Annotated in this window: 28 protein-coding genes; 16 read left to right on the forward strand and 12 right to left on the reverse strand. The window is 71.5% G+C overall.

Features of this window, described 5'->3' with window-relative positions; translation table 11 throughout:
- Positions 1-9: 9 nt before the first annotated feature.
- Together DDZ18_RS01855 and DDZ18_RS01860 are read left to right on the forward strand one after the other, a co-directional pair.
- Positions 10-444 carry a TadE/TadG family type IV pilus assembly protein gene (locus tag DDZ18_RS01855; protein ID WP_109251649.1) on the forward strand — a complete coding sequence of 145 codons (435 nt, stop codon included), beginning with the start codon at positions 10-12 and terminating at the stop codon, positions 442-444.
- Entirely contained in the window at positions 444-872 is a 429-nt protein-coding gene (locus tag DDZ18_RS01860; protein ID WP_158272036.1) for a TadE/TadG family type IV pilus assembly protein, read from the forward strand. Before DDZ18_RS01855 ends, DDZ18_RS01860 begins: the two co-directional genes overlap by 1 nt.
- Here DDZ18_RS01860 and hslV read toward each other — a convergent pair.
- Positions 865-1,425 carry an ATP-dependent protease subunit HslV gene (gene hslV / locus DDZ18_RS01865; protein WP_109251651.1) on the reverse strand — a complete coding sequence of 187 codons (561 nt, stop codon included), beginning with the start codon at positions 1,423-1,425 and terminating at the stop codon, positions 865-867. The genes DDZ18_RS01860 and hslV overlap by 8 nt on opposite strands.
- A 94-nt stretch (positions 1,426-1,519) precedes the next feature.
- Entirely contained in the window at positions 1,520-2,341 is an 822-nt protein-coding gene (locus tag DDZ18_RS01870) for a LolA family protein (protein WP_109251652.1), read from the reverse strand.
- Between the two features lie 106 nt (positions 2,342-2,447).
- Between DDZ18_RS01870 and DDZ18_RS01875 the strand changes: the two genes are divergently transcribed.
- The 5 genes from DDZ18_RS01875 (at position 2,448) to DDZ18_RS01895 (ending at position 5,395) form a co-directional block, all read left to right on the forward strand.
- The gene (locus DDZ18_RS01875) at positions 2,448-3,014 is read left to right on the forward strand and encodes a DUF2244 domain-containing protein (protein WP_109251653.1); all 567 of its coding nucleotides are present in this window, start codon (positions 2,448-2,450) and stop codon (positions 3,012-3,014) included.
- 22 nt (positions 3,015-3,036) lie between these two features.
- Positions 3,037-3,900: a bifunctional helix-turn-helix domain-containing protein/methylated-DNA--[protein]-cysteine S-methyltransferase gene (locus DDZ18_RS01880; RefSeq protein WP_109251654.1), complete on the forward strand. Its 864-nt coding sequence runs from the start codon at positions 3,037-3,039 to the stop codon at positions 3,898-3,900.
- A gap of 10 nt (positions 3,901-3,910) precedes the next feature.
- A complete protein-coding gene (locus tag DDZ18_RS01885) occupies positions 3,911-4,477 on the forward strand; it encodes a hypothetical protein (RefSeq protein ID WP_109251655.1) in 567 nt (188 codons plus the stop codon).
- 42 nt (positions 4,478-4,519) lie between these two features.
- On the forward strand, positions 4,520-4,984 hold the full coding sequence (locus tag DDZ18_RS01890) for a VOC family protein (protein WP_109251656.1): 465 nt from the start codon (positions 4,520-4,522) through the stop codon (positions 4,982-4,984).
- 120 nt (positions 4,985-5,104) lie between these two features.
- A complete protein-coding gene (locus tag DDZ18_RS01895) occupies positions 5,105-5,395 on the forward strand; it encodes a hypothetical protein (protein WP_109251657.1) in 291 nt (96 codons plus the stop codon).
- Positions 5,396-5,405: 10 nt separating this feature from the next.
- Here the strand turns inward: DDZ18_RS01895 and dapB are convergent, their stop codons facing one another.
- The 4 genes from dapB to dnaK form a co-directional block, all read right to left on the reverse strand.
- A complete protein-coding gene (gene dapB, locus DDZ18_RS01900) occupies positions 5,406-6,230 on the reverse strand; it encodes a 4-hydroxy-tetrahydrodipicolinate reductase (RefSeq protein ID WP_109251658.1) in 825 nt (274 codons plus the stop codon).
- Between the two features lie 81 nt (positions 6,231-6,311).
- Entirely contained in the window at positions 6,312-9,047 is a 2,736-nt protein-coding gene (locus DDZ18_RS01905; protein WP_109251659.1) for a DUF2339 domain-containing protein, read from the reverse strand.
- 66 nt (positions 9,048-9,113) lie between these two features.
- The gene (gene dnaJ / locus DDZ18_RS01910) at positions 9,114-10,286 is read right to left on the reverse strand and encodes a molecular chaperone DnaJ (protein WP_109251660.1); all 1,173 of its coding nucleotides are present in this window, start codon (positions 10,284-10,286) and stop codon (positions 9,114-9,116) included.
- A 139-nt stretch (positions 10,287-10,425) separates the two neighbouring features.
- The gene (gene dnaK / locus DDZ18_RS01915) at positions 10,426-12,366 is read right to left on the reverse strand and encodes a molecular chaperone DnaK (RefSeq protein ID WP_109251661.1); all 1,941 of its coding nucleotides are present in this window, start codon (positions 12,364-12,366) and stop codon (positions 10,426-10,428) included.
- Between the two features lie 313 nt (positions 12,367-12,679).
- On the opposite strand from dnaK, the gene DDZ18_RS01920 reads away from it, so the two are divergent.
- From DDZ18_RS01920 to DDZ18_RS01930, 3 genes are all read left to right on the forward strand, one after another.
- Positions 12,680-13,288: an alpha-ketoglutarate-dependent dioxygenase AlkB gene (locus DDZ18_RS01920; protein WP_109251662.1), complete on the forward strand. Its 609-nt coding sequence runs from the start codon at positions 12,680-12,682 to the stop codon at positions 13,286-13,288.
- A gap of 71 nt (positions 13,289-13,359) precedes the next feature.
- Positions 13,360-13,725, forward strand: a complete 366-nt coding sequence (locus DDZ18_RS01925) for a YMGG-like glycine zipper-containing protein (protein WP_109251663.1) — start codon at positions 13,360-13,362, stop codon at positions 13,723-13,725.
- A 137-nt stretch (positions 13,726-13,862) separates the two neighbouring features.
- The gene (locus tag DDZ18_RS01930; protein WP_109251664.1) at positions 13,863-14,228 is read left to right on the forward strand and encodes a YMGG-like glycine zipper-containing protein; all 366 of its coding nucleotides are present in this window, start codon (positions 13,863-13,865) and stop codon (positions 14,226-14,228) included.
- Between the two features lie 76 nt (positions 14,229-14,304).
- Here the strand turns inward: DDZ18_RS01930 and grpE are convergent, their stop codons facing one another.
- Positions 14,305-14,949 (reverse strand): nucleotide exchange factor GrpE, encoded by a 645-nt coding sequence (grpE, locus tag DDZ18_RS01935; protein WP_109251665.1) that lies wholly within the window; start codon positions 14,947-14,949, stop codon positions 14,305-14,307.
- A 43-nt stretch (positions 14,950-14,992) separates the two neighbouring features.
- Complete coding sequence (gene hrcA, locus DDZ18_RS01940) at positions 14,993-16,060, reverse strand: heat-inducible transcriptional repressor HrcA (RefSeq protein ID WP_109251666.1); 1,068 nt, start codon at positions 16,058-16,060, stop codon at positions 14,993-14,995.
- A gap of 110 nt (positions 16,061-16,170) precedes the next feature.
- On the opposite strand from hrcA, the gene rph reads away from it, so the two are divergent.
- Complete coding sequence (gene rph / locus DDZ18_RS01945; protein ID WP_109251667.1) at positions 16,171-16,887, forward strand: ribonuclease PH; 717 nt, start codon at positions 16,171-16,173, stop codon at positions 16,885-16,887.
- On the opposite strand, the gene DDZ18_RS01950 is transcribed toward rph, so the two are convergent.
- Together DDZ18_RS01950 and DDZ18_RS01955 are read right to left on the reverse strand one after the other, a co-directional pair.
- The gene (locus tag DDZ18_RS01950) at positions 16,884-17,132 is read right to left on the reverse strand and encodes a helix-turn-helix domain-containing protein (RefSeq protein WP_109251668.1); all 249 of its coding nucleotides are present in this window, start codon (positions 17,130-17,132) and stop codon (positions 16,884-16,886) included. The genes rph and DDZ18_RS01950 overlap by 4 nt on opposite strands.
- Positions 17,133-17,143: 11 nt before the next feature.
- Entirely contained in the window at positions 17,144-17,695 is a 552-nt protein-coding gene (locus DDZ18_RS01955; protein ID WP_109251669.1) for a DUF2975 domain-containing protein, read from the reverse strand.
- A gap of 394 nt (positions 17,696-18,089) precedes the next feature.
- On the opposite strand from DDZ18_RS01955, the gene rdgB reads away from it, so the two are divergent.
- Together rdgB and hemW are read left to right on the forward strand one after the other, a co-directional pair.
- The gene (gene rdgB, locus DDZ18_RS01960) at positions 18,090-18,713 is read left to right on the forward strand and encodes an RdgB/HAM1 family non-canonical purine NTP pyrophosphatase (RefSeq protein ID WP_109251670.1); all 624 of its coding nucleotides are present in this window, start codon (positions 18,090-18,092) and stop codon (positions 18,711-18,713) included.
- Positions 18,710-19,861, forward strand: a complete 1,152-nt coding sequence (hemW, locus tag DDZ18_RS01965; protein WP_109251671.1) for a radical SAM family heme chaperone HemW — start codon at positions 18,710-18,712, stop codon at positions 19,859-19,861. Before rdgB ends, hemW begins: the two co-directional genes overlap by 4 nt.
- Before the next feature lie 3 nt (positions 19,862-19,864).
- On the opposite strand, the gene DDZ18_RS01970 is transcribed toward hemW, so the two are convergent.
- Entirely contained in the window at positions 19,865-21,349 is a 1,485-nt protein-coding gene (locus DDZ18_RS01970) for a penicillin-binding protein activator (protein ID WP_109251672.1), read from the reverse strand.
- 111 nt (positions 21,350-21,460) lie between these two features.
- On the opposite strand from DDZ18_RS01970, the gene DDZ18_RS01975 reads away from it, so the two are divergent.
- The 3 genes from DDZ18_RS01975 (at position 21,461) to DDZ18_RS01985 (ending at position 24,302) form a co-directional block, all read left to right on the forward strand.
- Entirely contained in the window at positions 21,461-21,862 is a 402-nt protein-coding gene (locus DDZ18_RS01975) for a YraN family protein (RefSeq protein ID WP_408631529.1), read from the forward strand.
- Positions 21,863-21,974: 112 nt separating this feature from the next.
- Positions 21,975-22,583 (forward strand): BON domain-containing protein, encoded by a 609-nt coding sequence (locus DDZ18_RS01980; protein WP_109251674.1) that lies wholly within the window; start codon positions 21,975-21,977, stop codon positions 22,581-22,583.
- A 171-nt stretch (positions 22,584-22,754) separates the two neighbouring features.
- Positions 22,755-24,302, forward strand: a complete 1,548-nt coding sequence (locus DDZ18_RS01985; protein ID WP_109251675.1) for a YifB family Mg chelatase-like AAA ATPase — start codon at positions 22,755-22,757, stop codon at positions 24,300-24,302.
- Positions 24,303-24,428: 126 nt separating this feature from the next.
- Here the strand turns inward: DDZ18_RS01985 and DDZ18_RS01990 are convergent, their stop codons facing one another.
- Positions 24,429-25,823: a M28 family metallopeptidase gene (locus tag DDZ18_RS01990; RefSeq protein WP_199241113.1), complete on the reverse strand. Its 1,395-nt coding sequence runs from the start codon at positions 25,821-25,823 to the stop codon at positions 24,429-24,431.
- Positions 25,824-25,848: the final 25 nt, after the last annotated feature.

Here is a 25,848-nt window from a genome sequence, read left to right on the forward strand (position 1 = left end):
GGGTCAGCCATGAACCGCATCCGACACGCCTTGCTCTCCCGTCTCGCCCGCGATCGCCGCGGCAACGCCGCGGTGGAGTTCGCCCTGATCGCGCCGATCCTGGTCGCGCTGCTGATCGGCATCATCGATCTGGGCAAGATCGCCTATGACCGCTCCGACATGCTTGCGGCCACGCGCGCCGGCGCGCAGTACCTGATGGCCGGCGGCAGCGACATGAGCCGCGCCGAGTCCGTCATCCTCAACGCCTGGACCGAGATGCCCCAGGACGGGACCGTCTCGGTGAGCCGGATCTGCGAGTGCGCCGGGGCCGCGTCGGCCTGCGACCAGCCGTGTCCGGACATGACGGTGCCCTTCGCCTACGTATCCGTGGAGGTCTCCGGCACGCTCGACGGCGTGTTCCTCCATCGATCGACTGCTTATTCCGATCAGATCAGGATCCGATGATGGCCCGTCGTCTCGCCCCCTTCGCCGCCCTGCGCGCCGACGACCGCGGCGCCACCGCGATCGAGTTCGCGATGATCACGCCCGTCCTGGTGACGCTGCTGGTCGCGACCATCGTGTTCGGCAACGCCTTCTACACGCTGTCCTCGGTGCAGTGGGCGATGGAGGAGACGAGCCGCCTGCTGATGCTCGACGGCTCGCTGAGCGAAGCTCAGTACGAACGGCGGCTCAACGCCCTGCTCGGCGACATCAACGGCATGACCATCGACGTCACTTTCGTCGACGTGAACTACGGCACCGAAGACGACCCCGCCGAACTGCCCGTGACGCGCATCAGCGCCGATGTCAGCTATCCGATCGAGATCCCGTTCGTGGACGGCTTCACGATCGACTACACGGTGCAGACCGAGGCGCCGCGGCCGATCAACTAGACCCGCCGAGCCGCTCGACGGTGAGATTGTCGTTGGAGAACACGCAGATCTCCGCGGCGATGCCCATCGCCTTGCGCGCGATGGTCTCGGGATCGTCCTCGTAATCCATCAGCGCGCGGGCGGCGGCCAGCGCGAAATTGCCGCCCGATCCGATCGCGGCGAGCCCGGCTTCGGGTTCTAGCACGTCGCCCGCTCCGGTGAGCATGTAGGTCTCGTCGGCGTCGGCGACGATGAGCATGGCCTCGAGCCGTCTCAGATACCGGTCGGTGCGCCAGTCCTTGGCGAGCTCCACGCAGGCGCGGGCGAGCTGGTCGGGATAGGTCTCGAGCTTGCCCTCGAGCCGCTCGAACAGGGCGAAGGCGTCCGCCGTGGCGCCGGCGAAGCCGGCCACGACCTTGCCGCCCGCGATCGGGCGGACCTTCTTGGCGGTGGCTTTCACGACCGTGTTGTTGATCGAGACCTGGCCGTCGCCGGCCAGCGCGACCGCGCCGTTCTTGCGCACGCACAGGATCGTCGTGCCCCGCCAGCCGGGGAAGTCGCGCGTCTCGCTCATGAGGATCTCCTGCGGGCTCGGAACAGGCGACACAAGTGGCCGACGCGAAGCCCGGGATCAAGAGGCGCGGAGCCGTCGCTCCGTCGCCGCCTCCTCAGCGGCGGCGGCCGCGGCGCCGGTCGTCGCCCATTACGTCTTCGTCGTCGAGGATGAACAGGCGGGGGTCGAGATCGCCGCCGCGCTCGACCTCGTCGAGCGTGATCTGGGTGAGCCCGCCCATGGCGTCGACGGCGTACCAGCCGCGCAGCGTCATCGTCCCGGCGGGCGCGTCCGGATCCGGATCGGCGAAGACCAGCGTCAGCCGGCCCTCGGTCTCGCCCTCGGGATCCTCCAGCGAGACGAAAAGCTCGTCGTCATAGCGCTCCGCCTCGACGACGGCGCCGGAGGCGGCGAGATCGAGATCCTCGGCCAGCAGCCAGCGCATCGGCGTGGCGCGGATCGGCGCGCGGTCGATGGTCTCCAGCGCGAGATCGGCCACGGCCACGGTCGTCCCGTCGGCGACCAGCAGCACCGGCGTCGGATCGTCATAGTCGAAACGCGCCCGGCCCGGCCGGTCGAGATGGACCGTCCCCTGCGTGGTTTCGCCGTCGGCGGCGACCTGGGTGAAGCGGCCCGACAGCGTGTCGAGCCCGTCGAGCCAGGCCTGCACGCGCGCGATCTCCTCGGAGTCGGCGCGATCGGTCCCGTCGTCGGCTTCGAGCGTCTCGGGCGCCGGGTCGTCGAGAGCGGCCGCTGCCCCGTCGGTCAAAGGCTCGGCGTCGGGCTCTTCCGCGGCGGCGCCGGCGTCGGTTTCAGCCGGCGCTGACTCGGCGGATTCGGCCGGCGGCGTCTCCGCGGGCGCGTCGCCGGCGGGAAGCGCTTCGCCGGCCTGGGCGAGGCTGGCGAGCGTCGAAAGGAGGAGCGCGAGATTCGTCATGGGTTTCGATGTAAGCCCTGATTGCGGCTCGAGAAAGGCCGAAGCGTTCATCCCGCGTGCAGCTTCGGGGTGGGAGCCGCGGCGCGCGGAGCCTATCTTCGACGCCATGGAGCGCCGCCGCGTCATCGAAACCTGGCCCGCCGAGGCCGCCCCGTCCGGTTCGAAGGACGATGACCGCGTGCTGTTCGACGCCGAGATACGCCCGCATCGCTCGCTGCCCCATCCGGCTTTCTACTTCCTGATGGCCGGCCTCACCGTGATCAGCTTCGCCGCCGGGATCGCCTTCGTGTCGATGGGCGCCTGGCCGGTGCTCGGCTATTTCGGCCTCGATGTTCTGCTGATCTGGATCTGTTTTCGGCTGAGCTATCGCGACGGCCGGCGCCGCGAGATCGTGCAGGTCACGCCCGACGAGATCCGCGTGGCGCGCAGCTGGCCGGCGGGCCGGGTGACCCGCTACCGCCTGCCGGCGGCCTGGACGCGGGTGGAGCTCGCCGGCGAGGGCGAACCCGACGTGCAGGCCCGGCTCACCGCCATGGGCAAGAGCCTGGTCATCGGCGCGATGCTGTCGCCGCGCGAGCGCGAAAGTCTGGCCGAAGCAATGCGCGACGCGCTGGCGAAGGCGCGCCGGGCGCGGGGTCCCGCGCCGGCGCAAGAATCGGGTGGCGCGGCCTGACCGGCTCGCCCACTCTGGCGTCATGACGACCGAGACCCTCGCCCGCCCCGCCCCGCTCGACGAGCGCTCGCGCGATTATCCGCGCATCGTCGCCGCGCTGGACTATCTCGACGCCCACTGGCGCGATCAGCCCGCGCTCGACGACGTGGCCGACGCCGCCGGCCTGTCGCCCCACCATTTCCAGCGCGTGTTCACCCGCTGGACGGGCGCCAGCCCGAAACGGATGCTGTCCGCCCTCACCCACGCCGCGGCGCGCCGGCTGCTCGCCGACGGGGCGAGCGTCATGGACGCGGCGTTCGAGACCGGCCTTTCCGGGCCCTCGCGGCTGCACGATGTCTTCATCGCCGAGGAGGCCGTCACGCCCGGCGAGGCCAAGCGCGCCGGCGCCGGTCTCGAGTTCGCCGCCGGCTACGCGCCCACCCCGTTCGGAATGGGCGTCTTCCTCGTCGCGCCGAAGGGTTTGTCGGGACTGGCCTTCGCCGACGCCGGCGACGAGGAACACGCGCTCGCCGATCTCGCCGCGCGCTTTCCCGACGCCGTGATCCGCCGGGACGACGCCGTCGCCGCCGACTGGGCCGCGCGGGCCTTCGACGGCGCGTCCGGCGATCCGATCCCGCTGGCGCTCTACGGCACGCCCTGGCGCCGCCAGGTGTGGCGGGCGTTGCTGGCGATCCCGCCGGGCCGGGCGGTGAGCTATCGCGACGTCGCCGAGCGGGTCTGCACGGCCAAGGCCGCGCGCGCCGTCGGCGCGGCGGTCGGCGCCAATCCGGTGAGCTGGCTGATCCCGTGTCATCGCGTGCTGTCGAGCGACGGGCGGCTGACCGGCTATCACTGGGGACTGCCGCGAAAGCGCGCCATGCTCGCATACGAGGCCGCGAGCGATTAGATAGGGGGGCATGTTCGAACTGTCCCTCTATCTGTTCGCTGTCGCGTTTGGCGGATTCGCGCTGGCCTGCCTCGCGCGCTGGGCGGTCGCCGTCCGCGCGCTCAAGGAAGACGCCGCCGCCGAGTACGCGCTCAGGAAGGCGGAGAAGCCCGCGACCATCGCAGGGATCGGCGAGACCGAGTTCACCGCGCTCTATCTGCGCACCTTCCAGCCGCGCGGGGCGCTCTACGCCGCCGGCGCGGCGGGCTCGGCGCTCGCGCTCAGCCCCGTCGCCATGCTCCTCGTGCCCGCGCTGTACGACGCGATATGGCTGGCCGTCGGCGCGCCGGAATGGGCCGGCCGGGGCGGCTACGCCTTCATGTTCGCGCTGTTCTTCGGCATCGTGGCGGTCTGGGCCGCCGCCGCGGCCGTGTTCGCGCGCCTGCATCACCGGCGCGCGCCCGAACCATGGAGCCATGCGCTGGCGCGGGCCCGCGGCGAGCCGATCCCCGAGGAGACGGGCTGGCGGCGCCGGCCGAAATGGGCCCGACGCGCGCGGCCCGTGACCTCATCCGACGAAGCCGCCGACGAGGCTTGAATCCGTTCACGCCGGACCGCACGCAGCCGGAGAGGAGACCTCATGGAATATCTGCACGCGATGGTGCGCATCTCCGATGTCGAGGAGAGCCTGCGCTTCTACGGCGACGGGCTCGGCCTGCGCGAGGTGCGCCGGGTCGACAACGAGGCCGGCCGCTTCACCCTGATCTTCCTCGCCGCCGGCGACGACATCGCCCGCAGCGGGCTCGAGGATTTCGACGGCCCGCTGCCTTCGGGCCTGCCGATGATCGAGATGACCTACAACTGGGACCCCGAAGAGTATTCCGGCGGCCGGAATTTCGGCCATCTCGCCTTCCGCGTGGAGGACATCTACGCGCTGTGCTCGCGCCTGCAGGGCATGGGCTACGCGATCAACCGGCCGCCGCGCGACGGGCGCATGGCGTTCGTCAAATCCCCCGACGGCATCTCGATCGAACTGCTCCAGGCCGGCGAGCCGCAGGAGCCCGCCGAGCCCTGGAAGTCGATGGAGAATGTCGGGAGCTGGTAGGCGCGGGCTCGGAACCGGCGCGCCGCGTCGTGCGTTAACCATGCGCGGAACAGAGATAGAACATCGTTGACAGAATCAGATGTTCCGCATATGTTCCCATCGACGAATGGGAGCGAACGCATGGTTTACGGGGTCAAATCCGAAGGCTACGGGCGCAACGCCGGCAAGCGCTGGCGGCGCGACGACATCGCCGATCTCAAGGCGCTGGCGCGCAAGGGCGCGCCCGTTCGCGTGATCTCCTTGAAGCTCGGCCGTCCCGACTCCGCGGTGAAGGCCAAGGCCGCCGAGCTGGGGCTCAGCGTCAGCGCCGAACCTGTCCGCGTCGCACCGGGTCCGCGACGCACGCTGCGCCGGAGCCCGGCCGCGCCGCCGACAGCCGCCCGCGACGGTCAGCTGGAGCTGTTCCAGTAATCAGTCCGCGTCACCCGCCGGCGACGTCGGCCATCGTGTAGAATCCCGCCGGTTTCCCGCGCAGCCACAGCGCGGCCTCGATCGCGCCCTTGGCGAAGATCGCCCGGTCGAACGCGCGGTGGCTGATCGCCACCTCCTCCATCGCGCCGAGAAAGCGCACGGCGTGCTCGCCCACCACGCCGCCGCCGCGCACCGCGGCGAACCCGATGGTCCCGATCGGGCCGCGTCCATCGCCGTGCGGCGGCTCGAACCGGGCCACTGAATCGAATGGTTCACCGCGGCCGGCCGCCGCCGCCTCGCCCAGCGTCAGGGCCGTTCCCGACGGGGCGTCGGCCTTGCGCTTGTGATGCGTCTCGACGATCTCGAGGTCGAACTGGTCGGCCTTGAGCGCGGCGGCCGCCTCGCCGACCAGGCGCTCCATCACCGCCACGCCCAGCGAGAAATTGCGCGCATGCAGGACCGCCATGTGCTCGGAGGCCGCACGCAGCGTGTCGCGCTGGCCGGCGTCGAGCCCGGTCACGCCGGTGACCAGCGCCGGACCGCCGCCGGCGGCGAGCCGCCCGGCGATCGCGGCGGTGACCTTCGGCGCGGAGACGTCGATGACGATGTCGGCGCCGTCGATTGCCTCCTCCAGCGCGCTCACCGTCGACAGGCCGAGATAGCTCAGACCGGCGAGCTCGCCGAGATCGGCGTCGAGATTGATCGAATCCGAGCTGACCATGCCGCCGACGAGCCGGAGGCCGGGCCGGCGGATCGCCTCGGCCAGCACGAGCCGGCCGAGCCGGCCCGATGCGCCGATCACCGCGATGTTGAGGGTCTGCGCGGATTGCGCCATCCCGGCGGTCTCCCTGTCCAGAAACGAATCGCCTGGCGGAAGCCTACAGCCGCAGATCGCGGTCCCGCCAGAGCGGTCGCGTCAATCGCCGCGGGTCGAGGCCGTTTCGCCGCCGAGCCGCGGCGCGACCCGCTGATAGAACAGCGACAGCGCGACCAGCGCCGCGCCCAGGCCGAGGAAGGACAGCGCGCGCCAGACGCCTTCCAGCGCGGCCATGTCGAGCAGGAAAACCTTGACCGTCACCGCCGCGAGCAGGCCGAGCCCGACATAGCGCAGATTGGCCTGGCGACGGATGACGCCGGCCGCCAGCAGGCCCGCCGCGTAGACCAGCAGAACCGCCGAATAGGCGTAGCCTTCGGCCTCGCCGACCGCCCCGCTCGCCATCGTCTCCCAGCCCTGGAAGCCCTGTCTGACGGCGAGCAGCAGCCACACGCCGCCCAGCAGTACGCCGAGGCCGCCCATGAGCCGCGCCGGCCAGCGCCGTCCCTGCGCTCCAAGCGCCAGCGCGTGCGCGCCGGCGAGGCCCGCCGGCGCCGCATAACCGACGAGGAGGGTGTTCAGGACCGGTCCGCCGAGATCTTGGGCGTGGGCCTGCACGGGCGGCGCGCCCCACCAGGGATTGGCGAGCCAGACGAGCCAGAACACAGCCTGGAAGCCGGCGAGTCCGGCCAACACCGGCTCGGCGATGCGCGGGGCGAGCGTTAAGCTCGGACCCAGACGCCAGCGCAGCGCCGCGGCGACGGCGAGCCAGGCGCTGGTCTGCAGGCCGATCTCGAAGAAGCCGCGATAATCCGCGGTGAGAGCGCCGTCGTTTATCCAGTGGCGGATCTCGAGCGTGACGAGCCCGACGCCCAGCAGGATGGACGCGCCGAGCAGGCTTTGCACGAGCGGGCCGTCGGCGGGCCGGCCGCCGTCCTTGAGCAGGCGCGCCGCGCCCCAAAGCGCCGCCGCCGAGACGCCGTATCCGACCAGCAGTCCGTTGACGATCGGCCAGTCGCCGAGGGAGCGCTCGAACGCCTCGCCGAACACGACGAGCCGGGCGACCGCGAGCAGGCCGAGCAACAGCGTCGCCAGCGGCAGGGCCGGCGTGCGGAAGCGCCGCCACAGCCACGCCGCCGCCAGCGCCTCCAGCGCGAAGCCCGCGCTGAGCCAGACCTGCTCGAGCGCGACCCCGACGGCGAGCGCGGCGGCCGCCGACGCGCCCAGCGCATAGGCCGACGCCGCGCCGGGCGCGCGGTCGAACCCGCCTTCCAAAGCGGCGATGCGCCTGCAGGCCACGGCGCCGGCCAGCGTCAAGAGCGCCGCGCCGGCCGCCCAGGCCGGCGCGGTCTCCAAGCCGTTGATGCGCAGATGGGCCGTCGCGAAGATCAGCACCGGCGCGCCGGCGGAGACGGCCGCCAGGGGCGCTTTCACCGTCCGGGCCTGCAGGGCGAGCCAGCCGCCGAGCCCGAACAGCGCCGCGAGGATCATCGCCGTCGGAACGAAGCGCAGGGGCGGCGGCGGGGCCTGGCCGAGGAAGACGTCAAGCTGCTCGGTCGGTCCGGTGATGTCGCGGGCGGCCTCCGGCCACGCGATCAGCGCGAACACCGCCCCGAGGCCGACGATCACCGCGACCGGGCCGTAGCTCTCGCGCCGCCACGCCGCGGCGAGGCCCAGGCCCGACAGCGCGAACAGCGCGGCCAGCGCGTAGCCGCCGTAATCGGCGGCCTGCAGCAGGGCGAGGAGCACGATCGCCGCGCCGCCCGCGGCGAGCCAGGCGGTGAGCAGCCCCATCGGCGGCCGGCCCCACTGTCCGAGCGGGCGGTCGACGGGCGGCGGCGCGACCGCCTGATCCTGGCCGGCGAGAAGGCCTGCGGCGAGCAGGGCGGGCAGATAGGCCGCGAGCGCTGCGCCCCCGGGCTCGGTCCAGGCGCCCGCGATCCAGACCAGCGGCCAGATCACGCCGCCGGCGACCGCGATCAGCGCGGCGGGCCGGTGATCGAGCAGACGCGCGGCGGCGAAGCCCGCGATCGCGACGGCGAAGACATAGGCGAGCAGGGCGACGGCGTTGGGCTCTTCAGCGCCGATCAGCGCCGGGGCGAGAAACGCGCCGATCAGCCCGAAGATGCTCAGCGCCGGGCCGTGGCGGATCGACAGGATCCCCGCGTCGGCGGCGGCGAGCGCCAGTCCGGCGAAGGCGAGCGCGCCCGGGATCAGCTGATAGAGGCCGTGGGCGGCGTAGATCGCCGCATAGATCGTCACGATCCCCGCGCCCGACAGCGCCGCGGGCGCGGCGCGACCGGCCGTGCCGCTCGCGCCGAGCGCCATCGGCTTGCGGCGAAGGTATTCGCCGGCGGCGAGCATCGCCGCACCGGCGGCCATGGCGGCGAGCACGCGGGCGGCGGGACCGAACCAGCCCTCGTCGAGGGCGAGCTTGACCAGGAAGCCGCCGCCCAGCGCCAGCGTCGCCGCGCCGACCCAGACCAGCCAGCCGCGCGCCAGCCAGCGTTCGAAGCCGGCGAAAAAGGGCTCGCGCGCGGCGCTTTCGGTTCCGGACGTGGGGGGCGCTGGCGCGCTTGCGGCGGACGTCTCCGGCGCATCCGGTGCGGGTTCGGCTTCGGCCCCGGGGTCGGCGGCCGGTTCTTCGAAAACCTCGGAGGATTTCGGCGTCGCCGCGGCCGCGGCGGCCGCCTCCAGCCCGGTCGGGCGCGCGCCGCGTTCGAGCGCGGCGAGCCGGTTCGACAGGCGTCCCGCGCGCACGACGGCGATGATCCCGAGCACCGCGCCGAGCGGCCCGCTCAGGAGAAACAGAATGGCCAGAAGCCAGAGGGTCTCCACCGCGCGCCCTTCCGCCTGTCCGGCGCGAAGTCTAGGCGCGGTGCGACCTTAGCGGCAAGCGAGGCCTCACGCGTTCGGGCGCGGGCCCTCGTCGTCGCCGCGGACATCGTCCCAGAAGCGGCGGACCTTCTTGAAGAAGCCCTCGCTCTCGGGGTTGCAGCCGTCGCCGGACAGCTCGCAGAACTCGCGCAGGAGCTCCTTCTGCCGGTCGCACAGCTTGCGCGGGGTCTCGACGAACAGCTCGACGAACATGTCGCCGCGCGCCCCGCCGGAATTGAGCTTGGTCATGCCCTTGCCGCGCAGGCGCATGCGCTTGCCGGTCTGCGAGCCGTCGGGGATGCGCATCTCGGCGCGGCCGCCCTCGATCGTGGGCGCCTCGATCTCGCCGCCGAGCGCGGCGGTGACCATCGGCACCGCGGCGCGGCAGTAGAGATTGGGCCCGTCGCGCTCGAAGATGTCGTGGGGCTTCACCGAGACGAAGATGTAGAGATCGCCGCGCGGGCCGCCGCGGGCGCCCGCCTCGCCCTCGCCGGCGAGCCGGATGCGCATGCCGTCCTCGACGCCGGGCGGAATCTGGATGTTGAGCTCGCGCGTCTGGCGCACGCGGCCGACCCCGTCGCACTCCTGGCAGGGCGTCTCGACATACTGGCCGCGCCCGCCGCAGGTCGGACAGGTCTGCTCCATGGTGAAGAAGCCCTGCGTGCGCCGGATGCGCCCCGCGCCCGCGCACGTGTCGCAGGTCGTGACGTCCGTGCCCGGCTCGGCGCCGTCGCCGCCGCAGCGCTCGCAGCCCAGCGTCGTGGGCACGCGGATCGTCGCGTCCTTGCCGTGGAAGGCCTCCTCGAGCGTGATCTCCATGTCGTAACGGAGATCGGAGCCGCGCGCCGGACCGTTGCGCCGCCGCCGGCCGCCGCCGAACGCCTCGCCGAAGACCTGTTCGAAGATGTCGGCGAAATCCGCCGCTCCGCCGGCGAAGCCGCCCGCGCCGAACGGGCCCTGGCCATTGCCCCCGTTCTGGAACGCGGCGTGGCCCATGCGGTCATAGGCCGCCCGCTTGTCGGCGTCGGAGAGCACCGAATAGGCCTCGCCGACCTCCTTGAACTTGACCTCCGCCTCCTCGTCGCCCGGATTGCGGTCGGGGTGGTACTCCATGGCGAGCTTGCGGTAGGCGGACTTGATCGCCTTGGCGTCCGCATCGCGGCTCACGCCGAGCACTTCGTAGTAATCGCGTTTGCTCATGCCTGATCCCGCATAGCGTTCAATCCCGTGTCACAGCGCGTCGCGCCGGCGGCGCGACAGGAAAACGCCTCCCGCCCCTCGCCGCGCCCGGCGAGCCGGGGCGCCGCGCCGGGCGGGAGGCGTCGTCATGCGCCGCGCGTTACGCGGTCTTCTTGTCTTCGCCGCTGTCGTCGTCGCCGTCGTCCTTCACCTCGGTGAACTCGGCGTCGACGACGTCCTCGCCCTCGGCCTGTTCGGAGCCGCCGGCGGCTTCGTCGCCGCCCTCGGCCTGCTGCTGGGCGTAGATCGCCTCGCCGAGCTTCATCGCGGCCTGGGCGAGCGCCTGCGTCTTCTGCTGCAGGGCCTCGGGGTCGGCGTCTTCCTTGTCCTTGACCTCTTTCAGCTCGGCGAGCGCGGTGTCGATCGCCTCCCTGTCGGCGGCCTCGACCTTGTCGCCGAACTCCTCGAGCTGCTTCTCGGTCTGGTGGACCAGCGCTTCGGCGTTGTTGCGCGCCTCGGCGACCTCGCGGCGCTTCTTGTCGTCCTCGGCGTGCGACTCGGCGTCCTTGACCATCTGCTCGATGTCCTCGTCGGAAAGTCCGCCCGAGGCCTGGATGCGGATGGCCTGCTCCTTGCCGGTGGCCTGGTCCTTCGCCGACACGTTGACGATGCCGTTGGCGTCGATGTCGAAGGTGACCTCGATCTGCGGCATGCCGCGCGGCGCCGGCGGGATGCCGACCAGGTCGAACTGGCCGAGCAGCTTGTTGTCGGCGGCCATCTCGCGCTCGCCCTGGAAGACCCGGATCGTCACCGCGGTCTGGTTGTCATCGGCGGTGGAGAAGGTCTGGGACTTCTTGGTCGGGATCGTGGTGTTGCGGTCGATGAGCCGGGTGAACACGCCGCCCAGCGTCTCGATGCCGAGCGAGAGCGGGGTCACGTCGAGCAGCAGCACGTCCTTGACGTCGCCCTGCAGCACGCCGGCCTGGATCGCCGCGCCCATGGCCACGACCTCGTCCGGGTTCACGCCCTTGTGCGGCTCCTTGCCGAAGAAGCCTTTCACGGCCTCCTGGACCTTGGGCATGCGGGTCATGCCGCCCACGAGCACGACGTCGTCGATGTCGGACGCCGAGACGCCGGCGTCCTTCAGAGCGGCCTTGCACGGGTCGATCGTGCGCTTGACGAGTTCCTCGACGAGGCTCTCGAACTTGGCGCGCGAGACCTTGATGTTCATGTGCTTCGGCCCGGAGGCGTCGGCGGTGATGAAGGGCAGGTTGACCTCGTAGGAGGTCGCCGAGGACAGCTCCTTCTTGGCCTTCTCGGCTTCTTCCTTCAGACGCTGCAGCGCGAGCTTGTCCTCGCGCAGGTCGATGCCGTGCTCCTTTTTGAACTCGTCGGCGAGATACTCGACGATCTTGAGGTCGAAGTCCTCGCCGCCGAGGAAGGTGTCTCCGTTGGTCGCCTTCACCTCGAACACGCCGTCGCCGATCTCCAGGATGGAGATGTCGAACGTGCCGCCGCCGAGGTCGTAGACGGCGATGGTCTTGCCTTCCTTCTTCTCCAGCCCGTAGGCGAGCGCGGCCGCGGTCGGCTCGTTGATGATGCGCAGCACCTCGAGGCCGGCGATCTTGCCGGCGTCCTTGGTGGCCTGGCGCTGGGCGTCATTGAAGTAGGCCGGCACCGTGATGACCGCCTTCTCGACGGTCTCGCCGAGATAGGACTCGGCGGTCTCCTTCATCTTCTGCAGGATGAAGGCGGAGATCTCGGACGGCGCGTATTTCTTGTCGCGGCCCTGCACCCAAGCGTCGCCGTTGGAGCCCTCGACGATCTTGTAGGGCACCATGTCGGCGTCCTTCTTCGTCGTCGGGTCCTTCATCGTCCGCCCGATCAGGCGCTTGATGGCGAAGAAGGTGTAGTCCGGGTTGGTGACGGCCTGACGCTTGGCCGGCTGGCCGATCAGGCGCTCGCCGTCCTCGGTGAAGGCGACGATCGAGGGGGTCGTGCGCATGCCCTCGGCGTTCTCGATCACCTTGGCCTGATCGCCTTCCATGACCGACACGCAGGAATTCGTCGTGCCGAGGTCGATGCCGATAACCTTGCTCATGAGCTGTTCTCTCCTTTTCGCGGCGGGGCGGGACGACCGGTCAGGCCCGAAGCGCCTGGCCGGAATGTCGGGGGCCGCCCCCCGGGTCGTTCGCTCGTTTGCTTCGCTCGCGTTCGCGGCGGGGCCATCTGCGGCGTCGCCGCGCCGGCCCGAAATCCGTTGACGGTTCACGCGACCGTGAAAGCCGCGCAAGACATGGGGCGATTTAGGAAGACGCGAGGAAAGGCGCAAGGGCCGCGGGCGATTCCCTTGAGTCTCCGGAGCATGAAAAATGCCCTTCGGTCCGCGCCGGCGGGAGCGTATTGCTCGGCCCATGACCGAGGACGGCTTCCGTCTCCTGCCGGGCCGGCTCGACCGCGCCGCCCAGTCCGCGCTCGCCACGGCCGTGCTGGAACGCGTCGGCCGGGCGCCGCTCTACACGCCCTGCATGCCGCGCACGGGCAAGCCGATGAGCGTGCGCATGACCAATTTGGGCCCGCTGGGCTGGATCGCAGACCGCGCCGGCTATCGCTACGAGCCCGTTCATCCCGGAACCGGCGCGCCCTGGCCCGACATGCCGCAGGCCCTGCTCGATCTCTGGGAGGCCGTCGCGGGCTGGCCGGAGCCGCCGCAGGCCTGCCTGGTGAACTGGTATGCCCCCGGCGCGCGGCTGGGGCTGCATGTCGACGCCGACGAGGATGCGCGCGACGCGCCCGTCGTCTCGGTCTCGCTCGGCGACCGGGCGCGCTTCCGGCTCGGCGGACCGCAGCGGGGCGGGAAGACGCGGGCCCTCGATCTCTCTTCCGGCGACGTCGTCGTCCTTGGCGGCGCGTCGCGACGCTTCCACCACGGCATCGACCGGATCTATCCGGACACGTCCACGCTGCTGCCGCCCGACTGGCGGCCCGGGCGGATCAATCTCACGCTCCGGCGCGTGGACTGAGGGAACGCAGCCGCCGGCGCGCGCATTGAGTCTTTCGTGAGATCATTTCCTGCGACACGGAGGCCGTCGTCATGCGCACGCTTCTCGCCCTCGCCGTCCTCGCCCCCGCGCTCGGGCTGTCCGCCTGCGCGGGCTACGAAAACACCCAGAGACGCGCCGCCGAGGGCGCGCTCGTCGGCGCCGCTGTGGGCGGCGCGGCCGGCGCGGTCAGCGGCGATATCGAGCCGGGCGAAGGCGCGCTGATCGGGGCGGGCGTCGGCGCGGCGGTCGGCGCGTTCCAGGGCTGCCGCGAAGACAATCGCTGCCCCTGGAGCCGCAATAACGACCAGCACTCGCGCCTGATGTACGACGAGCGCTATGGCCGCGAGTACTACGAGAACTACCGCACCGGCTGCACCTACTGGCGCAATGGCGAGCTGCGCTCCTGCCCGCGCTGACCGCCGCGAACCGGGGAGGCCGCGCGCCGGAGCGAAAGCGTTCACTCTGCGCGCGCCGGCCCCATTTCCGCCGCAAGCCAAATCGATCATCCTGACCGAACGCCGGCTGACGGCGAATCGATCAAGGGGTCAGGTTCATGACGAAGGCTTTCATTCTCACCGCGGCGAGCGCGCTGGCGCTGACCGCGTGCGCGAACAACTCCGCCGTCCAGGGCGCGGCGCTCGGCGGCGCGGCCGGCGCGGCGGCCGGCGCGATCATCGGCAACAATGTCGGATCGGGCGACGCCGAGACCGGCGCGCTCATCGGCGGCGCGATCGGCGCGGCCGGCGGCGCCTATGCGGGCTGCCAACGCGACGGCGGCTGCGGCTGGGGCCGCAACAATCCGAACCATTCCGAGCTGCAGTGGGACGCCGCGGCGCAGCGCTACTACTATACGGACCTCAGGACCGGCGACACCTACTTCCAGAACGGTCAGCCGCGCACGCGCTACCAGCCGCGCTAGGCGAAACCGCTCCTGAACGAGAAAGGGCGGCTCCCGGCGGAGCCGCCCTTTTTCTTTCCGAGGATTCCGCAGGCCGCTACGCCTCCACGTCGACCCCGCCTTCCGGCGCGTCGGGCGTCTCGCCGCTCTCGTCGCCCTCGCCGCCTCCGGCCGAGACCACGACCATGGCGGCGCGCAGCGTGCGGTCGCCGATGACATAGCCCGGCTGCATGACATGGGCGATGCGGCCCTTGGGCTGGTCAGCGGGAATCTGGGCGGCGGCCTGGTGGCGATTGGGATCGAGGGGCTCGCCCGGTTCGGGATCGACCTTTTTCACGCCGTGGCCCTCGAGCGTCGAGAGCAGCTTGCGCTCGGTCATCTCCACCCCCTCGACCAGATTCTTCAGGGCTTCGGAGGCGTTGTCGCGGGTCTCCTGGTCCACCGACTCGATGGCGCGCCGGAGATTATCGGCGATGTCGAGCATGTCGCGGGCGAAGCCGGTGACGGCGTATTCGCGCGTGTCGCGGACCTCGCGCTGGGCGCGCTTGCGCGTGTTCTCCGCATCCGCGACGGCGCGCAGCAGACGGTCGCGCAGATCGTCGAGTTCGGCGGTGAGCTGTTCGACCGACTTCTCCGCGTCGGGCCGGGAATCGGTTTCGGCCTCGCCGCCGTCGGCGGCGTCCGCCGCCTCCGCGTTCTCGGTTTCGGTCTCGTCTTCGGGTCGGGCGTTGTCCTGGGTCATGAAGCCTTCCGGTCTAGCGATTCTCGTGTCTGGCCTGCGGCGGTCAGCGCTCTTCGCCGAGCAGCCGTCCCACCACGCGGGCGGTGTAGTCCACAAGCGGTATGACGCGGGCGTAGTTCAGCCGGGTCGGGCCGATCACGCCGAGCGCGCCGATGATCTTCTGTTCGCGGTCGCGATAGGGCGCGACGATCACGCTCGATCCCGACAGCGAAAACAGCGGGTTCTCCGAGCCGATGAACAGCCGCACCCCCTGCCCGCCGCGGGTCTGGTCGAGCAGGGCCAGCAGGTCCTCCTTGCGCTCGATGTCCTCGAACAGGAGCCGGATCCGCTCGAGATCCTCGGCAGCCTCGACGCTTTCGAGCAGCTTGGCCTGGCCGCGCACGATCAATGCGCGGTCGTCGGAGCCGCTCCAGTCGGCGAGGCCTTCCTCGACCAGCGCGGCGGCGGCGGCGTCGAGCTCGGCGCGCTTGCTGGCGATCTCCTCGGCGATCTCCCTGGCGGCCTGCTGCAGCGTGCGGCCGCGCAGACGCGCGGAGAGGTAATTGCCCGCCTCGATGAGCGCGGCCGGCGGCAGGCCCTCCGGCGCCGTCATCAGGCGGTTTTCGACGCTGCCGTCGACGCCCACCAGCACGGCGAGCACCTCGGTTGGCGACAGCGAGACGAATTCGACATGCCTGAGCGCGGCGTCCTGGCGCGGCGAGGCGACGAGACCCGCGCCGCCGGCGAGCCCGGACAGCAGCCCCGAGGCCTCCGAGAGCACGTCCTCGGCGCGCCGGCCGGCGCCGCCGACGCGGCCCTCGATCTCCTTGCGCTCGGCCTCGTCGATCTCGCCGATCTGCAGAAGCCCGTCGACGAACAGGCGCAGGCCGGTGTGGGTGGGCATGCGCCCGGCCGAGGCGTGCGGCGCGGTCAGCAGTCCGGAGGCGGCGAGGTCGGCCATGGTGTTGCGGATCGACGCCGGCGACAGCGACACGCCCGCCCGCTTCGACAGCGTGCGCGAGCCCACCGGTTCGCCGGTGTCGAGATACGCCTCGACCAGCTCGCGGAAGATGGTCCGCGAGCGCGCGTCGAGATCGGCGAGGCTCGGCGATGCTGGCGTCGTGTCCGTCATGGTCCAATCAGTTAGTCGCCGGTCCGCCGGCGCGCAATCATCCCGGCTTACCAAAGCCCGCGGATTTGGCTAGGAGGGTGGGCGCCGCAACAACGCGAGGGAGATCCGCCATGCGCCCCGACGACCGCGCCGCCGACGCGCTCCGTCCCGTCCGTTTCGAGATGGGCGCCAACCCGTACGCGGAAGGCTCCTGCCTCGCCGTGTTCGGCCATACCCGCGTGCTGTGCGCGGCCTCCGTGGAAGAGACCGTGCCGCCCTGGCTGCGCGGTCAGGGCCGCGGCTGGGTGACCGGCGAGTACGCCATGCTGCCGCGCGCCACGCACCAGCGCACGCGCCGGGAGGTCTCCGCGGGCAAGCCGTCGGGGCGGACCCAGGAGATCCAGCGCCTGATCGGCCGCTCGCTGCGGGCGGTCACCGATCTCAGGGCGCTGGGCGAGCGCCAGATCATCGTCGACTGCGACGTCATCCAGGCCGACGGCGGCACGCGCACCGCGGCCATCACCGGCGCCTGGCTGGCGCTCAAGCAGGCCTGCGGCTGGCTGGTCGAGGAGAAGGTGCTCAAGGCCGATCCCGTCACCGGCCGGATCGCGGCGATCAGCGCCGGGATCGTCGACGGCGAGGCGCGCCTCGATCTCGAATACGAGGAGGACCGGGTCGCCGAGGCCGACGCCAATTTCGTGCTCACCCCCGAGGGCGGTGTCGTCGAGGTGCAGGCCACCGCCGAGGACGAGCCGATCTCCCAGACCGAATTCGATCAGCTGTTCGCGCTCGCCCGCCGCGGCGTCGGCGCGCTGTGCGAGATGCAGGAGAAGGCGCTGGGGGGCTAACCCCCGCCGCTTTCGTCGGGCGGGTCGTCCTCTTCCTCGCCGTCCTCGGTGAAGTGCAGGAGGTCGCCGGGCTGGCAGCCGAGTTCTCGGCACAGCGCCTCCAGCGTCGAGAAGCGCACGGCCTTGGCCTTGCCGGTCTTGAGGATCGACAGGTTGGCCATGGTGATGCCGACCCGGTCGCACAGCTCGGTGAGAGACATGCGGCGCTCGAGCAGCATACGGTCGAGGGTGACGCGAATCGGCATGCTGCGTCCCCCTATATCGTGAGCTTCTGTTCTTCGCGAAGGCGGGCGCCCTCCCGGAAGACTTCGGACAGCACGAACAGGGTGAGCACGGCGAACCAGGCGCCGAGATTGAGCGTGAAGCCGGGCTCGAGGCTGGCGCCGCCCTCGACCGAGCGGCCGAAGAAGGTGAACACCAGCGCGATGACGCCCTGCGCGGCGTAGCGGATCAGCTGGTAGATCGCGATGGCGATGGCGATCGCGCGCAGATGGCCCGCGTTTTCAGGGACGAAGGGGTCGCCGGCGATGAGCGTGGCGAAGATCCGCCTGAGCCGGTCGACGATGAAGGTGAGCGCGATGATCGCCGCGATCGCCAGCGGCAAGGCGAGCGCCACGTCCATCTTGAGGAATTGCAGAAGCGCCCCGGGAAGTTCGGGGCCGATGCCCGTCAGCCGGTAGAGCCCGGCGAACATCATCAGGATCATGATCAGGCTGGTGAGGCCGAGCAGCGCCCACAAGCCGTAGATCAGGATGTCGAGAAGCAGCTTGAGGATAGAGGCGAGCGATCCTGGACCCAGCGTTCTCATGCGCCCCCCGGAGGAAGGAAATGCGTCCGGGCGCCCGACCGTGGGACCGAAGGGGAGGCGGTCCGGTCAGGCGCCCGGGGCGCGGACTAAGCGGCTCACGCGAACAGCGGGCCGATCGCGGCGGCCATGCCGGCGACGACGCCGACGACCAGCAGGACGTTGATCGCGGTCGCCATCAGGGCGTGACCATTGTTTTCGGGCCTGACCATCTCATACTCTCCATTCCAAGTCTCGAACCAACCGGTGCGGCGTTTCCCGGTCTTTTCCGCCGGGGTTTCGCCGGACGGCGGCGGGGATGTCCGCCGTCGAAAATCTGTCTACCGAACCTCTCATCGCTTTGCAACAAAAAAATATCGAAAAACGATATGAATTTTTCGAAAGGCGATATGCGCGAATGGATGGACCCACTTTGACCGACCCGTTTTCGACAGCGCCCCGCTGGGTGATCGCGAGCCATAACGAAGGTAAAATCAAGGAGATAGGCGATCTCATCGCACCCTACGGCCTGGCCGCCGAAGGCGCCGCCGCGATCGGCCTGGAGGAGCCCGAGGAGACCGAAACGAGCTTCACCGGCAACGCGCTCTTGAAGGCCCGCGCCGCCGCGAAGGCCTCCGGCCGCCCCGCGCTCGCCGACGACTCGGGCCTCGAGGTCGCCGCCCTGGACGGCGCGCCGGGCGTCTACTCCGCCCGCTGGGCCGGCGAGCCGCGCGATTTCCGCCGCGCCATGGAGCGCGTCGAGGCCGAGCTGGCCGCCAGCGGCTCGGACGACCGGTCGGCTCGGTTCGTCTGCGCGCTGGCGCTGGCCGCGCCTGATGGCGAGGAACGCGTCTATGAAGGAACCGTCGAGGGCGAGCTCGTCTGGCCGCCGCGCGGCGACAGGGGTTTCGGCTACGACCCGATCTTCCAGCCTCGCGGCGAGGCGATCACGTTCGGCGAGATGGAGCCGGCGGCCAAGCACGCCATGAGCCATCGCGCCGACGCCTTCCGCAAGCTGGTGAAGGACGTGTTCGGCGCGTGACCGCCTTCGAGAGCCCCGGTCTCGGCGTGTATGTCCACTGGCCGTACTGCGCGCGGATCTGCCCCTATTGCGACTTCAACGTCTATCGCGCGCGGGATCGCGACGCCGCGCCGCTCGTGCGCGCCATGCTCGCCGATCTCGAGCGCTGGCGCGGGCGCACGGGTCCGCGCCGGCTGGCGAGCCTGCATTTCGGCGGCGGCACGCCGTCGCTGATGTCGCCCGGCGATGTCGCCGCGATGATCGAGGCGGCCGACCGGCTCTGGGGTTTCGAGTCGAACGCCGAGATCGGGCTCGAGGCCAACCCCCACGAGCGCGCCGGCTTCGCCGATCTCGCCGCGGCCGGGATCGAGCGGCTGTCGGTCGGCGTGCAGGCGCTCGACGACGCCAGCCTCGCCGCGCTGGGGCGCGATCACGACGCGGCCGGGGCGCTGGAGGCGCTGGAGCTGGCGCGCCGCGCCGCGCCGCGGGTCTCGGCCGATCTCATCTATGCGCGCGAGAACCAGACTCTCGCCGGCTGGGAGGCCGAGCTAAAGCGGCTGCTCGATCTCGGACTCGATCATCTCTCGCTCTACCAGCTCACCATCGAGCCGGGCACGGCGTTCGCGAAGCGGCGCGAACGCGGCGGGCTCGTCCCGCCGGCGGACGATCTGGCCGCGGCGATGTTCGAGACCGCGCAGACGATGAGCGAGGCGGCGGGGCTGGCCGCCTACGAGATCTCCAATCACGCCCGGGACGAGGCGCATCGCTCCGCCCACAACCGGCTCTACTGGACGGGCGGCGACTGGATCGGCGTCGGGCCCGGGGCGCATTCCCGCCTCGGCGCGCATGCGGCGGGCGGCCGGCTCGCCGCCGTCGCGGCCGCCCGGCCGGACGACTATGTCGCGGGCGTCGACGCCGGCGGCGGCCACGCCGTGGAGACGCTCGACGCGCTCGCCGAGGCCCAGGAGCGCGCGCTGGCCGGCCTGCGCATCGTCGAGGGGCTCGACCGCGCCGCGCTGCGCGCGGCGACCGGCCATGACATCGACGCCGGCGCCGCGGCGGGCTTCGCCGCCGAGGGCCTGCTCGCGTTGTCGGAGGACCGCCTCGCGCTCACCGCCGCCGGACGGCTCTGGGCCGACCGAATCGCGTTCGCGGTCGCGCCGGGCTGAACCTCAGGAGGGCTCGTCGGGCTCGACGTCGGCGGGTTCGGCGTCGAAGCCCGTGCCGAAGCCGGTTTGGTCGCCGGTCTCCATCAGATCGAAGCGCGCCGGCGCCGGATCGAGCACCTCGAACTCGCCGCCGCGGATCGTGTAGACGGCCAGCCCGCGCCGGATCGTGCCGTCCTCGCGGAAGCGGAACAGCCCGTCGACGCCGACGAAGCCGTCCGGGCTCTCGATGAAGTCGCGGCTGAAATCCATCCCGTTGGCCGCCATCAGCGCCGCCAGCGAGGCCGCGTCATAGGCCAGCCCGGCGATGCGCGAGGGCGGGTCGCCGTAGATCGATTCATAGGCGCCCTCGAAGCGGCTGCGCGCCTCCGGGTCGGGCCCGGCGAACCAGCCGAACTGCAGCGCCGGCTCCCGGGCGGCGTCCTCGTCGCGCCACAGCCCCGTGCCGAGGAACTTCACCACCAGCGGATCGATGTCCTGGTAGAGCAGAACGGGGGCCAGAATGCGCAGCCGGTCGCCGCCCTCGGGCAGCAGCACGGCCTGGAACGGCGAGGACGGGGACGGCGTCCAGTCCGCGCCGGTCCGGTTCGACGCTTCGCTGGCGGACAGCGTCTCCACGCCGACGCTCGCCAGCCGGCCGGCCGCCTCGGTCATGCCCTGCACGCCCCCGGTGTAGAAGACTTCGGAGACCATGCCGGGCTCGTGATCGACGGTGTAGCTCCGGACCACTTCGCCGTCCTCATTGGTCTCCTCGATGAAGACCGGTGCGGTGTCGAGCGGCGCGGTGCGCGTCTCGACGGCCTCGCGATAGGCCTGGGCGGCGACCTGGCCGTAACCGGTCGCCGGGCCGATGAAGGCGTAGCGCGTCGCACCCTGTTCGAAGGCGTAATCGACGATGCGACGGACTTCCTCGCCCGGCGGGAAGCTCAGCAGATAGACCCCGTCGCCGGCGACGGCCTCGTCGGTGGAGAAGGCCAGCACCGGCACGCCGGCCTCGCGGGCGGCTTCGCCCGCCCCGGCGACGGCGTCGCTGAACAGGGGCCCGATGAGAATGTCGGCGCCGTCCTCGATCGCCGCCCTGGCGGCGGATGCGGCGCCCTCGCGGGTGCCGCCGGTGTCCTTCGGCATCAGCAGCACGTTTCCGTCCGCGCGCTCGAACAGGGCGAGCTCCGCGGCGCGCATGAGCTGGGCGGCCTCGCCGCGGCCGGCCGAATTGCGCGACGAGAAGGGAAGCAGCACGCCGATCCGCGCGAGCGGTTCGACGTCCCCGAGATAGGCCGGCGTGTAGGCGCGCTCGACCAGTTCGACCGGCACGGTGACGGGCGCGGGCGGCTCGCCCACGACCGGCGGGCGCGGCGCCGAGACGGGCGGTTCGCTCGGCCCGGGCGTGATTCCGCAGGCGGCGAGCAGCCCGGCGGCCAGGCCTGCGAGCGCGATCGCGATCGAACGGCTTGGCGAGGCTCGTCCGATGCGCGAAAATACGGCGATCATGGCGTGTTTCCTCGCTTCCCCTCGCGCCCGCCGGCGACCCCTCCGCGGGCGTGGGAAAGCTAGCCGCGCCGCGCGCCGGCCGCAACCGGCCGCGTCCGGCCGGGGCGGCGTCTGATGGAGCGCGAACCGACGCGACGGCGCCGCGCCGCCGAGCGCCGCGGTCGGCGGGCCGAGCGTCTCGTCGCCCTGTGGCTGTCGCTGCAGGGCTGGCGCATCCTCGACCGTCGCGCCCGCACGGCCGCCGGCGAGATCGATCTCGTCGCCCGCCGCGGCCGCGTGCTCGCCTTCGTCGAGGTCAAGCGCCGCGCGGCGATGGCGAGCGCGGCGGAGGCCGTTTCGCCGCGCCAGCGTGCGCGTCTCCTGCGCGCCGCGGCGCTCTGGCGCGCCGCGCGGCCCGACTGCTCGGGGCTGGAGCCGCGTTTCGACGTCATGCTGACCGCGCCCTGGCGGCCGCCGCGGCACCTGCCCGGCGCCTTCCGCGCCGAAGGAGAGGACGCCGCGCGCCTGTTGTGATCGCCCGCGTTTACTTCTCGTAAGGCATGTTCAGTCATGACGTGGAGTCGCCGCAATCGCGTGCGATGCAGGGCCGCGGGGCGAAGGGGCGCCGCGCCGAGGAACACCGCCAATGCGTTTCGCCGTATCCATCGCCGTCATCAGCCTGATCCTGGCCGGCTGCGCCAGCGTCGAACCCGGCCGCTCCCTCGGCCGCGAGATCGACGACGTCAACGCCTCGGTCTCTGTGAAGTCGGCGATGCTGCGCGCGGAAGGCTATGCCCTGTCGGGGGTCGATCTCGAGGTCACCGAGGGCGTCGCGCTGCTGTCCGGCTCCGCGCCGCGGCCGGCCGATCGGGTCCACGCCGAGTGCCTGGCCTGGTCGTCCCCGGCGGTGCGTTCGGTCACCAACGAGATTTCCATCGGCGGCGGGCGCGGCCCGGGCCGCGCGCTTCGCGACACCTGGCTGACCCAGCGGGTGCGCGCGCGACTGCTGACGGATTCGGCGGTGCGCAGCGTCAATTTCAACGTCGAGACCTATGACCGCGTGGTCTATCTGCTCGGCTACGCCCGTTCCGTCGGCGAGCGCGAGCGCGCCGCCGAGCACGCCTCCCTCGTCGACGGCGTCGAGCGCGTCGTCGTGCTGGTGCGCGCCGAGGGCGAGACGCGCGAGCTCCCCGCCCGCGGCGAGCATCGCGCCGAGATGTGCGACGCCCAGTCGGCCCCCGCGCCGGCCGCGTGATTTCTCCCATAAAAAGAATTCTCCGCACGTATTGACTCCGGCGCGTCGTCAGTTCCTATAATGTTCCTGTTTTGAACGGCTCCGTTCCGCAACCTGTGGAAAACTGCGGGGCCAAGTTCAACCCGACCGTGATCACGGACCGGGCCGGGCCGGGACGGGCAGGAGCGCGCCATGAGCATCCGCACCGCGTCAGCCGCGTTCGAGGGCGCCGAGGCCCGCCCCGTCGAGGTCCAGGTCCAGATCGCCGGCGGCATGCCCGCCTTCACGATCGTCGGGCTCGCCGACAAGGCGGTCGCCGAGAGCCGCGACCGCGTCCGCGCGGCGTTCGCCGCGATCGGCCTGTCGCTGCCGAGCCAGCGCGTCATCGTCAATCTCGCCCCGGCCGACCGGCCCAAGGAAGGGGCGCACTACGATCTTCCTATCGCGATCGGCCTGATGGCCGCCATGGGCGTCCTCCCCCCTGACGCGGCGGCCGAGCACCTCGCCATGGGCGAGCTGGGGCTCGACGGGTCGATCGCGGCCAGTCCCGGGGCGCTGCCCGCGGCCATGCTCGCCGCAGAGCGCGAGCAGGGCTTCATCTGTCCCGAGGCGTGCGGGCCGGAAGCCGCCTGGGCCGGCGGCGAGCTGGCGATCCTGGCGCCGCGCTCGCTCATCCAGCTGGTCAATCACTTCAAGGGTTCGCAGGTGCTGGCCCGGCCCGCGCCGGGCGAGCTCGTCGACGGGCCCGCGGTGAAGGATCTGCGCGACGTGCGCGGCCAGGAGACGGCCAAGCGGGCCCTCGAGATCGCCGCGGCGGGCGGCCACAACCTGCTCATGGTCGGTCCGCCGGGCGCGGGCAAGTCGATGCTCGCCGAGCGCGCGCCGGGCCTGCTGCCGCCGCTCGCCGCCGGCGAGCTGCTCGAGGTCTCGATGATCCAGTCGGTCGCCGGCCTGCTCGAGCGCGGCGCGCTGTCCCGCACCCGGCCCTTCCGCGCGCCGCATCACTCCGCCTCGATGGCGGCGATGGTCGGCGGCGGCGTGCGGATCCGGCCGGGCGAGGCCTCGCTCGCCCATCACGGCGTGCTGTTTCTCGACGAGCTGCCCGAGTTCCACCCGCAGGTACTCGATTCCCTCCGCCAACCTTTGGAAACCGGTTCCATAGCGGTGGCGCGGGCGAACTCCCGGGTGACCTTCCCGGCGCGCTTCCAGCTGATCGCGGCGATGAATCCGTGCCGCTGCGGCTGGGCGGGCGAGGACGGCCAGGCCTGCGCGCGCGGCCCCAAATGCGCCGAGAGCTACCAGGCGCGGATTTCCGGCCCGCTGCTCGACCGCATCGACCTGCAGATCGACGTGCCCCCGGTCACGCCTGCCGATCTCGCCCTGCCGCCTGCGCTGGAGGGCACCGCCGAGGTCGCCGCGCGCATCGCCGCGGCGCGCGATATCCAGGCCGGCCGCGGCGAACTCAATGCGCGGCTGTCGGGCGAGACGCTGGACCGCGAGGCCGCGCCGGACGCGCCCGGCGCGGCGCTGCTCTCCCAGGCGGCCGAGGCGATGGGGCTCACCGCGCGGGGCTATCACCGAATCCTGAGGACGGCGCGCACCATCGCCGATCTCGACGGCGCCGGCGGGGTGAAACGCATCCATGTCGCCGAGGCGCTGTCGGCCCGGCGCGCCACACCGGCCGGTCAGGCGGTCGCGCGGCCGGGCGCCGTATCGGGCCCGCGCGTCGGCGCGGGATGAGGGGGCGGGGCGACTCCGCCGGTCGGGCGAGCGGCGGCGGAGACCGGCGGAGCCGTCCCGGCGCGTCGCGAGGTCGTGCGCGCAGCGGCGCTTCCGCCTGTCCCGGCGGGCGAACCGACCGCGTCGCTACTCGCCGAAATCGCCGGCCGGGCCGGGAAAGACGACCGGGCTTTGCGATCCGTCCTCGGCGACCGAGGCGACCCCGAAATAGTAGTTGTCGATGACGATGTTCTCGAGCGTGTGCTCGGAAACGTCGCCGACCCAGCGGCTGTTCGTCCAGACCGGCGAATCGGTGCGCCGCCAGTAGACGCGATAGCCGGCGAGATTGCCCGCGGCCGCGCCCTCGGGGCGTTCCCAGCGCAGCGTCGTGTCGGGGCTCACCGCGCCCTCGATCTCGACCGCGTCGGGGAAGGCCGGCGCGCCGGCCAGCAGCGCAAGCGTCGCCGCGTTGAGCCCGGTCGCCTTGGCGGCGTAGTCGAAATCCACGCCGTCGACGACGTCGCCGTATGCGCGGCCGTCCTCGACGCGCAGATCCTGATGCTGGCGGTCATAGTGCTCGTGGGTCTCCATCAGCCGCACGCCGGGAATGCCCACCGCGTTGAAGGGACGGTGATGGCCGCCGCGGCCGAACCGGTCGAGGCGGTAGATCATCATCACGTCGAGATTGTCGACATACTGGTCGGCGACGCGGTCGATGAAGCGGGCGAGATTGCGCGAGGGCGAATCCACCTCGCCGCCGGTGAAGCGGCGGATGCGCGCCTCCTCGGGCGTCTCGTTCGCGCGCGTGCCCTCGGAGAAGACGCGGATGGTCGAATTGTCGATCACCCCGTCGATGCCTTCGATATTGCCGATCATGTCGTTGTTGAGCACGGCCTTGATGCGCCAGTCGTTCGCCAGCGCGTGCTCGGCCAGGATCTCGCCGCCGAACAGCCCCTGCTCCTCGCCCGACAGCGCGGCGTAAACGATCGAGCCGGCGAATTCGTATTGCGAGAGCACGCGGGCGGCTTCTAGCGCGCCGGCCACGCCGGAAGCGTTGTCGTTGGCGCCGGGCGAATCCGAGGCGGCGTCCATGACGTCCGAAACCCTCGAATCGATATCGCCCGACATCATCACGTAGCGGTCCGGATCGAGGCTCCCGCGCTGAATGGCGATGACGTTGACGACCTCGGTCGCCTCGGGGATGCGGTCCTCGCCCTCGATGACGCCGGAGACGTACATCACCTCCAGGCAGCCGCCGCAGGCCTGCGAGATGCGCTCGAACTCGGCGTGGATCCAGCGCCGCGCCGCGCCGATGCCGCGGGTGTCGGACTCCGTCTCCGACAGGGTATGGCGCGTGCCGAAGCCCGCCAGCGTGCGGATGTCGGACTCGATGCGCTCGGCCGAGACCGCGTCGACGATGTCGTAGATCTTCATGACCTCCGACGGCGGCGGGGGCGCGGTGTCGCCGCCCTGGGCCGCGGCTCCCGCGCCGGCGAGAATCCCCGCGCCGAGCGCGCCGGCGAGCATGTGAAGCGTCCGCATTTCCGTGTCTCCCGACCATCTTCTG

The sequence above is a fragment of the Marinicauda salina genome (assembly GCF_003122085.1).
Taxonomy (GTDB): Bacteria; Pseudomonadota; Alphaproteobacteria; order Caulobacterales; family Maricaulaceae; genus Maricicauda_A; species Maricicauda_A salina.